The organism is Francisella noatunensis subsp. noatunensis, assembly GCF_009823375.1.
Classification (GTDB): domain Bacteria; phylum Pseudomonadota; class Gammaproteobacteria; order Francisellales; family Francisellaceae; genus Francisella; species Francisella noatunensis.
The window spans coordinates 1-12866 of sequence record NZ_WBSX01000048.1 but is presented as its reverse complement, the minus strand read 5'-3'; the positions used below and the strand labels follow the sequence as shown (position 1 = coordinate 12866).

Sequence of the window (12866 nt, the reverse complement as noted above, 5' to 3'; positions counted from 1 at the left end):
TAGCTTTTTAACTTTACAGGATAGCTTATGATTATTTGAAGTTCTGCGGCTTTGATATAGCTTCTGTGCTATCTCAGCATTATAGTCACTATTTATACTAGTGCGATTAAGTTCCTTTTTTATAGCTCTTTCACTATAGCCAATTTTATTGGCTATTTGAGATGTTTGGTATCCTAATTTAAGTAATTCTTCTATACAATATCTATTTGAAAGAGTTAAGTGCTTTGGCATTTTTTAGTTCCTTATCGTTTATTTTAGTTTCGTCAAAACCTAATAAACTATATTTGGGACTCTCTTTCAACTATTTAAAACTTTCAGAATACAATCTAGCTTTTATTTTTATTATCTCTTAGAATTAATGAGAAAATTGAACAGGGTGTAATTACTAAAGCAGGAAATTCAATACAGCCTAAATTTATATTTTTGTCTAAGCCTATTTTCTAATGGCTATTGCATTATTTTGTATAGTTTATACAGAGCAGATAATGAACTACTATAACCAACCACATCTACATTTTGATTTGGGTTTTAATATGAAAGATGTAGGGTTATTAGTTGCTACTTATACAGGCTCTCAACTTTTGGCTAGAATCTTTTTTGGTAAGTTTTTATTGCCTAAAGTTAGGATTGAGCGCTATCTTGTAGTTTCAGGATTAATATTTGCTATAGCTATATTTATTTTCATATATACAAAATCATTTATGTTTGTTGTAATTTTGATGGCTATATTGGGACTTAGTGACTCATGTATATATGCATCCGTTCTTGGTTATGCAATGGATAAGCTTCCGCATGTATCAAGTGGAGTAACATCATTCTTAGTAACTGTCGGTGCAATAGGTATTCCGTTAGGGACATCATTATTGGGTATGCTTGGTAACATATTAGGGCGTGAGCCTGCAATGTTAGTAGGGCCTTATGCTTTTGGTATTGGTTACTTTGGTAGTGATCGTGCATAATTTAAAAGTTGTCAAATAGTGGGGTTGTTATGTCTAACATAGATCAGATAAAAAAATTTATTCAAAGCTCTAAACATGTATACAAAAATATACAGATACCAGAGGGTGGTAGTATTAACTATATGAATGAGAATCTAGAGTTTATCTTGAAGAATAAACTTACATCAGCTCAAGCAAAAATCATACTAGATAAGTACGATAATGCTTTTGATATAGGTCTAACTAAAACAGGCTTTCCTAAAGCAGCAGAAAGAGATGCTAATGATGATGCTACAAACTACGATGCTGTATGAGTGCGTGATGCAATTTGGGTGTATTATTACTTTAGTGAGTTTAAAGAAAATGATGCTAAAACTCTGATTAATAAGCTTTATGAATATTATAATTCGCCTGCGCAACAAAAGCGTTTTGAAGAGATTGTCGTAAATTCAAAGCTAGCAGCAGATAAAATGGCTGTTCCTCATATTCGTTTTGATAGCTCTAGTGATTGTTATGATGATGTGATGGTAAATGGTGAGCCACAAGTATTGAACCATAAACAGATGGATGCGCATGGACTTTTTTTATTAGCTTTAAATGATGCTTATCAAAAACAGATATTCAGTGTGAATGATTCGGAATTATTGCTGTTTTTAGAGCGGTTTTTTGGTTTCTTAGCATCAATAAAATATTATGAGTATGCTGATGCAGGTGCTTGGGAGGAAATTGATCGTGTAAATACAAGTAGTATTTCTTTGGTGGCGAATGCTGCTAAGCAATGGAAAAGTACTTTAGATAATAAAAACCTTAAACTATCGATAGATTTACAACAATTAAGTAATTTAGGTATAAATAAAGTTAAAACTCAGATAGCTGGTGGCGGAGAGTCGCCACTTTATAGATCTGATGATATTTGTTACCGTGAGAGTGATGCCGCGATGTTGCATATTTTCACACCATATTTTAGCGATGGTCTAGAGTTTGTTGTGTATCAAAAAGGTTTAGCTTTAGTAGAAGATCTTATCCGTGATTATGGAGTGATACGTTACAAAGGCGATAGTTATCAATCTGGTAATTTTTGGTTTGAAGATGATGGTACAGCAAAAGAAAGCTTAACAGATGATGCCTCAAGTGTAGAAGAATTTGCAAAAAGAGCTAAAGGTAGATTTGAAGATTATGAAGCGCAATGGTTTTTTGATAGCATGTTAGCTTTAGCTATGATGAATTTATATGATAAATATTCACAAGAATTTAACAAAGATAAGTATTTTAATAAAGTTGCTTGGCATCTCAAAAGAGCTTTAGCTCAAATGACAGCTGGTGATTATATAACAGCAGATGGTCAGCCAGTTAATGCAGAACTGTTACCCGAGAGTATAAATGTTATTATTTTTGATGAGCAAAGGTATTATTTACCATCTCCTATTACTCCACTTAATTGGGCGAAAGCTTCATTAGCAACAGCGCTTAAAAAAATTAGTAATTATAATATTGAATAAAAGCCACAAATTAGAATGTCCAACTTTCTAATAAAACACTTATTCTAATCTTATTATTAGTCTTTAATTGATTAAGTACTACTACTAATGTAAAATTCCTACGTTTAAAAATTAAAAATTTTCGGGAGAAAAAATGAGAAAGTTACTATTATCATTATCTGCAATTGTATTATTTGCATCAACTTCATTTGCAGAAGGTGCTGAGCAAGCAGCTGGTAGTCCAATAAGCTCAATCTTAATGCTTGTGGTATTTTTTGCAATATTCTGGTTCTTGTTAATCAGACCGCAACAGAAAAAAAATAAAGAACTACGCAAAATGTTATCTGAGCTTTCAAAAGGTGATGAAGTTGTCACAAATGGTGGTATGATAGGAAAAATCGCTAAAATTGATGAGTCTTTTGTAGACTTAGAAATTGCAGAAAATGTTGTTGTTAAAATTCAAAGAAACGCAGTAGCTAATATTTTACCTAAAGGTGCTACAAAAGCTTAATAAGCTAAATTTCTATAAAGTCTTTTAATTTTTTCTTTTTAGTAAAGGAATTTTCAATGAGTAATAACAGAAGCCTACCTATAAACCAATTTCCTTTATGGAAGAATCTTTTGATAGTGATTGTATTAGCTCTAGCACTTTTCTATGCCTTACCAAATGTGTTTGGTAAAAGCCCAGCTTTACAGATTTCTCAGAAAGATGGTAATGTAAGTACACAACTTATCAAAAGTATCGAAGATACTCTTAATACTGACAAAATTGTATATCAAAGAGCTGAGCTATCGGATGATAAAAGTAATGTTGCAATTATCTTCAAAGATGTAGAAGAGCAGCTAAAAGCTAAAAAAGCTCTCAAAGAAAGTCTAGGAGATCAGTATATTATAGCGATGAATATGCTTTCGAATTCTCCAAGTTGGTTATCTGCGCTAGGCGCTAACCCTATGAATTTAGGATTAGATTTACGTGGTGGTATGTATTTGATGTTAGAAGCTGATACAAATACTGCGATTAATGCTCAGTTAGATAATACTTTAAGTACAATTCTTAGTGCTGCGAAAGATAATAATATAAATATTGTCAGCTCTACAAAAGCTGAAGAGAAATCAATAGTAAAAGTTCCGCAAGACTATATAGATAATGGTTTTGCTTCTGTTACTCTAGCAAATTCAGCAGGCGTTGAGCAGCTAAAACAATATTTGAATAATGAATTTAGAAAAACTCAAGACCCTAACATAATCTACAGTGTAAAAGATAATACGATATTTATATCTTATAATAGTGCAAAAATTTTACAACTTAGACAAGATGCTATATCACAAGTTGTAACAGTTATGCGTAATCGTATTAATGCTTTAGGTGTTGCAGAAGCATCTGTGGCTCAGGCTGGTGATAATCGTGTAGTAATTGAAATACCGGGTATGCAAGATGCAACTCAAGCCAAGCAAATTCTAGGTGGTACATCCACAGCTAGTTTTTATTTGGTTAGTCCTGTTACGGATAGGTTAGCTGCAGAAGAGCAAGGTTATAAGGTTTATGCTTTAGATAATGGTAGAGGCTATCAAAGTTACTATAGTTTAAGAGGAGCGCCTGTAGCTGGAGGAGCTGATATTATTGGCGCAAGTCCTTCTGTTGATCATCAGACGGGTACTCCGATTGTTATGGTTGAGCTCGATAGAAGTGCAGCAAGCAACTTTAGACAAATAACGGGCAAGAATATTGGTAACCCAATGGGTGTAATGCTTGTTAATACAACGTATGAAAAAGTTAAAGATAAAGATGGTAAAGAGAGAAATGTAGTAAATAAGACTGAAAAGTTAATCAACGTTGCTACAATTCAGTCTGCTCTTGGCTCACAGTTCCAGATTACAGGGCTAAATCAAAAAGAAGCAAATAATCTTGCGTTGATGATTAAATCAGGAGCGCTACAAGTGCCAGTACATATAGTACAAGAAACGCAGATTGGTCCAAGCTTAGGTAAAGATAATATCGAAAAAGGTATGTTATCTATTGTGGTAGCTTTGATTGCAGTTATAGTCTTTATCTTAGTTTATTATAGAGTCTTTGGTGTTATAGCTAATATAGCTCTTGTGATGAACTTAGTATTGATTGTTGCTGTGATGTCAATTATACCAGGTGCTACACTTACATTACCAGGTATTGCGGGTATTGTACTAAACTTGGGTATGTCAATAGATGGTAACGTGCTTATATTTGAGAGAATCAGAGAAGAAATTAGAGTTGGTATGCCACGCCAAAGCGCGATTCATATTGGCTACGAAAAAGCATTTACAACTATTGTAGATTCAAATATTACAACTTTGATTGTCGCTGTTATTTTATTCTTCATAGGTAGTGGTGCAGTCAAAGGTTTTGCTATAACTCTAATGATTGGTATTGTAACATCTATGTTTACATCAGTAACTGTCTCTAGAGCAATGACAAACTTTGTGTATGGTAAGAGAAAGAAATTAGAAAAAATTTCTATAGGTATATAATTTTAGGTTGGATTTATAATGGAATTTTTTAAACAAAAAACAAATATAGACTTCTTAGGAATAAAAAAATATACAACAGCTTTCTCTGTTTTAATGATTGTTGTGTCATTATTTTTCATATTCACAAAAGGACTAAATCTAGGTTTAGATTTTACAGGTGGTTATCAGGTACAAATTCAAGCAACTAGTGTACAAAACTCAGCAACAATATCTGAAAAGTTAGAAAAAGTTGGTTTTGAACATACTACAGTTACAACTTTTGGCGAAAATAATAACTATCTTATTAAATTTACACCAGATGAGGTTAATTCAAAAACTAGTAGTTTAGATAGTGCCCAGCAGTATCTTAAACAACAGGTTGAGAACTCTCTTGATGCTAAAGTTTTGAGTGTCAATTATATAGGTCCACAAGTAGGTAAAGAGTTAGCTAGTAATGGTGTTTTGGCTATCATAATTGCAATGGTATGTATTTTGATATATATCAGTGCTAGATTTGAGATGAAATTTGGTATTAGTGCATGTGTTGCGTTGATACATGACCCTATTGTAATTCTAGGTATATTTGCAGCATTTCAATTAGAGTTTGATTTGACTGTGTTAGCAGCAATATTAGCAGTGATCGGTTACTCACTAAATGATACTGTTGTGATATATGATAGAGTACGTGAAAACTTTAGAAAAATGCGTAATGCTAATGTAGTTGAAGTAGTTAATAAAAGTGTTAATGATACCTTGTCTAGAACAATTTTAACTTCAGGGTTAACTATGTTGGTTGTAGTTGTGCTTTATCTATTTGGTGGTAGCTCAGTGCATAACTTCTCATTAGCTTTAATATTCGGTATTGTAGTTGGTACATACTCATCTATATATGTTGCGGGTGTTGTGGCTGTGGCGTTAGGGTTAAATAGAGAATCTCTACTTCCTAAGCAAGTATCAAAAGAAGATATGCCAATACTTTAATATTTATTAATGTTAGTTATATAGCTAAATAGTGTATAATTTAAGAGATAAATTTAAAAAAGGATTAATAAATGAAAAAAATAGTTTTAGCTTTATTAGCTATATCTTTAGGACTATCATCAGGCCTTGCAATGTCAAAGAGTGAACCTGCAGAAACTCCAAAAACTGCGGAAGTTTCACAGCAGTCAGAAAAGCTTGTAGATATATATGCTAAAGACGATCAGTCTTCTGAAGTTAAAGGACAAATTGGTTTAAATAATCAAGATAACTATAATATTTTTTACTGTAAGCAAAATAACTGGTGTGAAGTTGTTAATAAAGACAATGGAGATACTGGATGGATTAGTTTAGAGCAGTTAAAACAAGCTCAACAAAAGGTTGCTAAAATAATGCAGAAGAAAAATGCAGTTAAAAGATTAGAGGAATATATGGTTATTCAAGATCAAAAAATTGCCCAATTATATGCGATGATGACTCAACAACAGCAAGAATTTGCTAAAATTATAGAGCAACAACAAGCCCAAATTAATCAGTTGAAGCAGGCATATTACTACCGATAGTATATTCTTGTCTTATTGGAGCTATATGACCACAAAAAAATTATTACCAGTTGCAAAAGGCAAATCATTACCAGTTGCAAAAGGCAAATCATTACCAGTTGTATCTGATAATAACCTTAGTTCTTATCTTAACTTTGTAAATTCACTACCTATACTTTCTGTCGAAGAAGAGCAGGAACTTGCTAGACGCTATAAATATCAAAAAGATTTAGATGCAACTCAGCAACTTGTTTTATCGCATCTTCGTTTTGTTACCAAAATTGCGCGTAATTTCTCAGGTTATGGCTTATCGATAGCAGATCTTATCCAAGAGGGTAATATTGGTCTAATGAAGGCTGTGAGTAAGTTTGATCCAGATCAAGGTGTTAGATTGGTATCATTTGCAGTGCATTGGATCAAAGCAGAAATGCATGATTATGTCCTTAAAAATTGGAAGATTGTTAAAGTAGCTACTACAAAAGCTCAGCGTAAGTTATTTTTTAATCTTAGAAGTAGTAAAGATAAGATTGGTTGGTTAAGCTCAGAAGATATCAAGCAATTAGCAGAAGAGCTGGGTGTCAAAGAAGAAACAGTTATCGAGATGGAAAAGAGAATGTGTCAAGGAGATGCAAGTCTTGATTTACCATATACTGATGATGAGGGTGGGCAGTCTAATCAACAAAGTTTGTATTTAGAAGATAAATCTTCAGATATAGAACATCAAATAGTTCAACAAGATTATTATGATAATTTCAAAGCAATAGTAAAAGATGTGATAAGTGGTTTTGATATACGTACTAAAGATATTATTATGTCGCGCTATTTGCTTGATACAAAAGCAACTCTTCAAGATCTAGCTGCTAAGTATAATATTTCTGCTGAAAGAGTGCGTCAAATCGAAGAAGAAGCACTCACTAAGCTTAAAAAAGCTATTAAAAATAGGTCTTAGTTTTTAGTTTTTTTGACTATTAATTATTCAAAAAAATAGTAGCACTTATGTTAATATAATCATCAATATTGTTTTTATTTATTTGATTAATGAAAGATTTTATACCTAAGGTAAAATCAAAAATAAAATCCTCAGTTTATTTAGATGGTTCAAAGAGTATATCTAACAGATCTTTGATAATTGCCGCTATGGCACAAGGTCAAACAATATTTACAAATTTACCCAATAGTGCTGATGTACTAGTATGTGTTGGAGCATTAAAAGAGCTCGGCTGTCAACTAGAGCATAATCAAGAATCTAAAACTTTGATTATACAAGGATGCAGTGGAAAATTTGTAAACTCAAATGCAAAAATATTTTGTAATGAGTCAGGTACTTTGACAAGATTTATAATCCCTATGTTAGCTGTACAAGCTACAGGTCACTACTATGTATACGCAAAGCAAAGAATGATGGATAGACCTTTAGCAGATCAGTTAATACCACTTGAAAAGCTAGGTATGTCAGCATTCTATCATCAAAAAGAGCATGCTATACCTCTTACAATTGAAGCGAAGTCATTAAATGGTGGTAATATCGAAGTAGATGGTGCTAAGAGTTCTCAGTTTGCATCAGGTTTGCTTATGGCAGCTCCATTTATGACTAATGGCTTGCGACTAAACTCTGTCACAGATCATAAGCAACCATATTTAGAGATGACAGCTAAAGTAATGGCTGAGTTTGGTATAAATGTAAATATTGATGGAAGTATTTATAGTGTAAATAACTCTAGTTACGTATCTCCAGATAAATATGTTGTTGAGCCCGATGTTTCGACTGCATCGTATTTTTGGGCGTTTGCTGCTATTACTGGCTCAGCTATTAAGGTTATGAATGTAACGCAAAAATCTAAGCAAGGCGATATTAAATTTTTAGAAGTGCTAGAGAAAATAGGATGTCAGGTTAATTACTTTGATGATAGTATAGAAGTTGTAGGTACAGATAGTTTAAGTGGTATAGAAGTTAATATGCGTAATTTTTCTGATACCTTTATGACACTTGCTGCGATTGCATGCTTTGCAAATTCTGATACTCATATTTCCGGACTTAGTCATACTAGAGGGCAGGAGTCAGATCGTGTTGATGCTATTGCGGAAGGACTTACAAAACTTGGTATCTATGTTGAGACAACTCAAGATAGTATCTTAATATCTCCGACAAGAAGCAAATTTAAACCAGCTGAAGTTGATAGTCATAATGATCATCGTATCGCTATGTCGTTAGCATTGTTAGGATTAAGATATAATGGTGTTATGATAAATAATGCAGGGGCGGTTAGCAAAACATGTCCTGACTATTTTGATAGAATGAGAAGCTTAGTAGGTTCGTGATGACAAATAAAGAGCGTATTATCACCAGATACTTAAGTCAAAGATGGTATAAGAAGGCTCTTATTATCACACCTAAGGAGCAAAACTATTTTTATAAGATAAATGTTCTAAAGCTCGTTGCTTGTTCAGGCTATTTAAAAAATGAGCCTCCGCTAGGGTGTGTATTTGATGTAGAGGCTTGGCCCTTTGAGCATAAGTTTTTTGATCTTATAATATTGGATGAGAGTTTTATAAATTGTCCTGCTTTAATGAAAGCAATATTCAATCAGCTTCACTTCTGTCTAGCAGATGATGGTGAGGTTATTGTCGCTTGTTCAGGCAATATTAGCCTATATAGTCTATTATCAAGATTTATCTCAAATGGTTTTATTAGCAAGCGAGTTAGATTAATAAACTATACTGGTAACTTTATAGTAAATATGTTCAAAAGAATTTTTAGTAAATATTTTGTAGTGGTTTTTAAAAAGGATAATTACTTCTCTGTTGATCCGCTTAGTGTCGGAGAGCTAATTAAAGAACCTACAAAGTCAGAAGTGGCTAAAATATACAGTGGTGGTTGTGCTAAGGAAGTATATGGGAATTTTCACAAAGAAAAATAATGTAATTGCTTATACAGATGGAGCATGTAAAGGTAATCCAGGTATAGGCGGTTGGGGAGCTATCTTGAGTTATAACGGTGTTGATAAAGAGATTTATGGTGCCCAAAAAGATACAACAAATAATCGAATGGAGCTAATGGCAGCCATTAAAACCTTACAAGCACTAAAAAGAAAATGCGATATAACAATCTATACAGACTCTAAGTATCTTCAAAATGGCATTAATCAATGGTTAGCAAATTGGAAGGCTAATGGTTGGAAGACAGCAGCTAAAAAAGAAGTCAAAAATAAAGATCTTTGGCAAGAGTTAGATAGTTTGACAATCAAGCACAATGTGACTTGGAGCTGGGTAAAGGGTCATAGTGGTAATCAAGGTAATGAAAAGGCTGATGAGTTGGCAAATAAAGCAATCGCTGAATTGACAGGAAAATAGATATGAATAATTACTCTAATAAAAAAATTCTGGTTTTATATACTGGTGGTACTATAGGGATGATTAGTACTGAGCAAGGCTATGATGTTGAACCGGGCTATCTAACAAAAACTATAGCTGGGATTAGAGATTTTTATCATTATGATATGCCAGAGTTCGAGATTAAAGAGTATAGTGATCTTATTGATTCATCAAACATCGATCCAAAAAGATGGATTTTGCTAGCACAAGATATATTGAGTAATTATGCTAGTTATGACGGTTTTGTGATTTTGCATGGTACAGACACTCTTGCTTATACGGCATCAGTATTGTCTTTTATGTTAGGTGAAATTGATAAGCCAGTTATTGTTACAGGCTCGCAAATACCAATCTCTAAAATCAGGTCAGATGCTATATCAAATATCCTTAATAGTCTAATTTTTGCATGTAATGATGATATCAAAGAAGTTTGTGTCTATTTTAATCAAAAGCTAATGCGTGGAAATAGAACTACGAAAATATCAGCGACAGATTTTGATGCTTTTGGATCTCCAAATTATCCTAGTTTAGCAAAAGTTGGTATAGATATCGTAGTCAAGCAGAAAAGATTATGGCAAAGACAAAAGTCATTTAATATACCAAATTTAGATACATTTACAATTCCTAAAGTTGCAATATTACAAGTTTATCCTGGTATGAATAGTGATATGCTATCAGCTATTGTTGAGCAACCATTACAGGGATTAATTCTCAAGACTTATGGTTCTGGTAATATGATGAATGATCCAGAAATTTATGCGACTCTCAAGAAGGCTAGTGATAAGGGTGTTGTTATAGTTAACTGTACGCAGTGCTTGTATGGTAGTGTCAAAATGGCTACATACAAAGTTGCAAGAGGGCTGATTGATGTTGGTGTGATTTCAGGTCATGATATGACTGATGAAGCGGCATTTGCTAAGCTTTTTTATTTACTAGGTCAGTCTAATATTTCTCTACAAGAGATTAAGAGAGCTTTTGATACTTCTTTGCATGGTGAAGTAACGTTGCTATAGCGTTTATAAAAACTTGTTTATTTTATAGTACTAATATAGTATATTAATACATGAAAAGAAATTCACTTATAAATAAGGGGACTAATAATGAGCAATATTTCTGAATTAATAAAAGGCAACAGAGCTTGGGCTGAGCAAATCAAAAAAACCAATCCAGAGTTTTTTGAAACTTTATCAAAAGGCCAATCTCCAGAATATTTTTGGATAGGTTGTTCTGATAGTCGTGTACCTGCTAACCAAGTTTGTGGTTTGGTTTCTGGTGATGTTTTTGTACATCGTAATGTTGCAAATGTTGTTTCACTTACGGATTTAAATTGTTTGTCGGTGTTGCAGTACGCGGTAGAAGTTTTAAAAGTCAAAAAAATCATAGTATGTGGTCACTATGCTTGTGGTGGTGTTGAGACTGTTGTAAAAGATAAGAGCTATGGTTTGATTGATAACTGGTTAACATCTATCCATGAAGTTAAAGAGCAGAATAAAGAATTTATTGAAGAAGCTCTAGCTTGCTATAAAGGTAATGAAGAAGAATATATGAAGAAAAAAGTAGATATGATGTGTGAGTTAAACGCAATTCACCAAGCTTTAAATCTTTGTAAAACTACAGTTGTTAAGAATGCTTGGGCAAAAGGTTTAAAATTCACTATTCATGCAGCTATCTATGGTGTAAGTGATGGTAAATTATTTGAAATTGGTGGTGGTGTAGGCTCTAGAGAAGAGATGGATGCTACTTATGCTGAAGCTATTGAAGCTATTAAGTCTAGATATTCTCAAACTCAATCTTGTTCATTGTAATTCTTCTTTCTTATAGAAAAATCTTATTATTAATCATTCATATTCTGAAGCAGATACTAAATCAAAACTAATAACCCCAGAACTTAAGATAGTAGCTGAGCAGCAAAAAAGACTACCGTCATTAGTTGAGTTAAGTGGGCTTGAGACAGTTTCAGAGCTTGCCAATGATTTTGGTGACATGGAACAGTTAAAAGAAAGTTATTTGCAGGTGCAAAGGGAGATTTATAGGTGATTGTCAAATACTTGAAAGAGTTATCTAAAAAGTTATTTACTATATTTTCAGGTATTACAGCTATTTGTGGATTTATTGCTTTTTATTATTCTAAGTATGATCCTAGTAATGCTGTCGCAGAGTTTATAGTTCATCATTTTTTATATATATTTATATTTTTCCTAACAATATCATCTTATCAAGTTTGGAAAGAAGCTAAGTTTGAATTAAAACAAAAGAAATAGAATTAAATGAAATAAAAAAGAATCCTGTTGACTATAAGGTTATTGCTAAAATACAAAAAGTAGATATAAATCTAGATAGAATAAGAGAAAACTATACAAGTCAACTTAGCGATGTTGAAAATGATATTAATGATTGCAATAGTGAACTAAACTCCCCAGAAAATAAATATATGCAAGCCCTTGGTGATATACGCTTTAATATGTCTATGAGTAAACCTAATGGTGAATATATTTCTGATTTAAAAAAATATAAAGAGAGATTAGAAAATTACGAAACTAGAATAAATAGTAATATAAAAGAATGGAAAAAATTTATAAATGATGATTTAAAGACCATTTACACAGTTGGTTTTTTTATAGAAAACATTGGTACTAAATTTGATAGAAATATAGATTTTGAAATATTACTAAATAGCAACAGGTATATAAATTCTTTAGAAGAATTAAAAAGTTATCCTCAAATATTAGAAAAACCAAAAAAGCCAAGTAGTAATAATTTATCAAATCTAAATATATTAAATGATTATTCTAGAGTTAGTTCTCTATTATTGCAAAATCATTTGCTAGATTGTATTCTCAATGTTTATAGAGATACCAAAATGTACTTCATTAGGTGTCAAGTAATTTAAACATTTCTTAGGTCTATTATTCAAGTCTATCTGTAACTTTCTAATGTATTGATGAGATATATTGTTAAAGTTAGTACCTTTAGGTATAAATTGTCTGATATACCTATTCATGTTTTCATTAGTACCTCTTTGCCAAGGACTGTATGGATCAGCAAAGAATACTTTGATGCCAGTCTTGCTAGTT

16 protein-coding genes are annotated in these 12866 nt (G+C 32.3%); 14 read left to right on the top strand and 2 right to left on the bottom strand.

Going from position 1 to position 12866, the window contains the following annotated elements; translation table 11 throughout:
- Positions 1–231, bottom strand: a 231-nt coding sequence (locus tag F8C69_RS05280) for a helix-turn-helix domain-containing protein (protein ID WP_159183974.1), incomplete at its 3' end; no start/stop codon positions are given.
- Positions 232–485: 254 nt separating this feature from the next.
- Between F8C69_RS05280 and F8C69_RS05275 the strand changes: the two genes are divergently transcribed.
- The 14 genes from F8C69_RS05275 (at position 486) to F8C69_RS10595 (ending at position 12053) form a co-directional block, all read left to right on the top strand.
- The gene (locus tag F8C69_RS05275; protein ID WP_234384120.1) at positions 486–959 is read left to right on the top strand and encodes a hypothetical protein; all 474 of its coding nucleotides are present in this window, start codon (positions 486–488) and stop codon (positions 957–959) included.
- A 29-nt stretch (positions 960–988) separates the two neighbouring features.
- Positions 989–1252, top strand: coding sequence for a hypothetical protein (locus F8C69_RS10600; RefSeq protein ID WP_234384121.1), 264 nt, complete (start codon positions 989–991; stop codon positions 1250–1252).
- Positions 1253–2437 carry a hypothetical protein gene (locus tag F8C69_RS05270; RefSeq protein ID WP_234384122.1) on the top strand — a complete coding sequence of 395 codons (1185 nt, stop codon included), beginning with the start codon at positions 1253–1255 and terminating at the stop codon, positions 2435–2437.
- 133 nt (positions 2438–2570) lie between these two features.
- A complete protein-coding gene (gene yajC, locus F8C69_RS05265) occupies positions 2571–2927 on the top strand; it encodes a preprotein translocase subunit YajC (RefSeq protein WP_004287533.1) in 357 nt (118 codons plus the stop codon).
- A 56-nt stretch (positions 2928–2983) separates the two neighbouring features.
- Positions 2984–4921, top strand: coding sequence for a protein translocase subunit SecD (secD, locus tag F8C69_RS05260; RefSeq protein WP_159184457.1), 1938 nt, complete (start codon positions 2984–2986; stop codon positions 4919–4921).
- An 18-nt stretch (positions 4922–4939) separates the two neighbouring features.
- Complete coding sequence (gene secF, locus F8C69_RS05255) at positions 4940–5881, top strand: protein translocase subunit SecF (protein ID WP_159184456.1); 942 nt, start codon at positions 4940–4942, stop codon at positions 5879–5881.
- A gap of 71 nt (positions 5882–5952) precedes the next feature.
- Entirely contained in the window at positions 5953–6441 is a 489-nt protein-coding gene (locus F8C69_RS05250) for a hypothetical protein (RefSeq protein WP_159184455.1), read from the top strand.
- Between the two features lie 25 nt (positions 6442–6466).
- Entirely contained in the window at positions 6467–7369 is a 903-nt protein-coding gene (gene rpoH / locus F8C69_RS05245; RefSeq protein WP_159184454.1) for an RNA polymerase sigma factor RpoH, read from the top strand.
- 89 nt (positions 7370–7458) lie between these two features.
- Entirely contained in the window at positions 7459–8739 is a 1281-nt protein-coding gene (gene aroA, locus F8C69_RS05240) for a 3-phosphoshikimate 1-carboxyvinyltransferase (RefSeq protein ID WP_159184453.1), read from the top strand.
- The gene (locus F8C69_RS05235) at positions 8739–9338 is read left to right on the top strand and encodes a class I SAM-dependent methyltransferase (RefSeq protein ID WP_159184452.1); all 600 of its coding nucleotides are present in this window, start codon (positions 8739–8741) and stop codon (positions 9336–9338) included. Before aroA ends, F8C69_RS05235 begins: the two co-directional genes overlap by 1 nt.
- Positions 9313–9771 carry a ribonuclease HI gene (gene rnhA / locus F8C69_RS05230; RefSeq protein WP_192189649.1) on the top strand — a complete coding sequence of 153 codons (459 nt, stop codon included), beginning with the start codon at positions 9313–9315 and terminating at the stop codon, positions 9769–9771. The genes F8C69_RS05235 and rnhA overlap by 26 nt, the downstream gene beginning before the upstream one ends.
- Before the next feature lie 2 nt (positions 9772–9773).
- Complete coding sequence (gene ansA / locus F8C69_RS05225) at positions 9774–10805, top strand: asparaginase (RefSeq protein ID WP_159184450.1); 1032 nt, start codon at positions 9774–9776, stop codon at positions 10803–10805.
- An 87-nt stretch (positions 10806–10892) separates the two neighbouring features.
- Positions 10893–11597 (top strand): carbonic anhydrase, encoded by a 705-nt coding sequence (locus F8C69_RS05220; protein WP_159184449.1) that lies wholly within the window; start codon positions 10893–10895, stop codon positions 11595–11597.
- 228 nt (positions 11598–11825) lie between these two features.
- Positions 11826–12053 (top strand): hypothetical protein, encoded by a 228-nt coding sequence (locus tag F8C69_RS10595; RefSeq protein WP_234384123.1) that lies wholly within the window; start codon positions 11826–11828, stop codon positions 12051–12053.
- A 563-nt stretch (positions 12054–12616) separates the two neighbouring features.
- Here F8C69_RS10595 and F8C69_RS05210 read toward each other — a convergent pair.
- Positions 12617–12866 (bottom strand): IS30 family transposase (locus F8C69_RS05210; RefSeq protein ID WP_159183763.1); only part of this gene is annotated, 250 nt, incomplete at its 5' end.

Coding starts and splice junctions, on each gene's coding strand:
- aroA (WP_159184453.1), top strand. CDS start 7,459: ATGAAAGATTTTATACCTAAGGTAAAATCAAAAATAAAATCCTCAGTT.
- F8C69_RS05275 (WP_234384120.1), top strand. CDS start 486: ATGAACTACTATAACCAACCACATCTACATTTTGATTTGGGTTTTAAT.
- F8C69_RS10600 (WP_234384121.1), top strand. CDS start 989: ATGTCTAACATAGATCAGATAAAAAAATTTATTCAAAGCTCTAAACAT.
- yajC (WP_004287533.1), top strand. CDS start 2,571: ATGAGAAAGTTACTATTATCATTATCTGCAATTGTATTATTTGCATCA.
- secF (WP_159184456.1), top strand. CDS start 4,940: ATGGAATTTTTTAAACAAAAAACAAATATAGACTTCTTAGGAATAAAA.
- ansA (WP_159184450.1), top strand. CDS start 9,774: ATGAATAATTACTCTAATAAAAAAATTCTGGTTTTATATACTGGTGGT.
- rnhA (WP_192189649.1), top strand. CDS start 9,313: ATGGGAATTTTCACAAAGAAAAATAATGTAATTGCTTATACAGATGGA.
- F8C69_RS05235 (WP_159184452.1), top strand. CDS start 8,739: ATGACAAATAAAGAGCGTATTATCACCAGATACTTAAGTCAAAGATGG.
- secD (WP_159184457.1), top strand. CDS start 2,984: ATGAGTAATAACAGAAGCCTACCTATAAACCAATTTCCTTTATGGAAG.
- F8C69_RS05250 (WP_159184455.1), top strand. CDS start 5,953: ATGAAAAAAATAGTTTTAGCTTTATTAGCTATATCTTTAGGACTATCA.
- rpoH (WP_159184454.1), top strand. CDS start 6,467: ATGACCACAAAAAAATTATTACCAGTTGCAAAAGGCAAATCATTACCA.
- F8C69_RS05220 (WP_159184449.1), top strand. CDS start 10,893: ATGAGCAATATTTCTGAATTAATAAAAGGCAACAGAGCTTGGGCTGAG.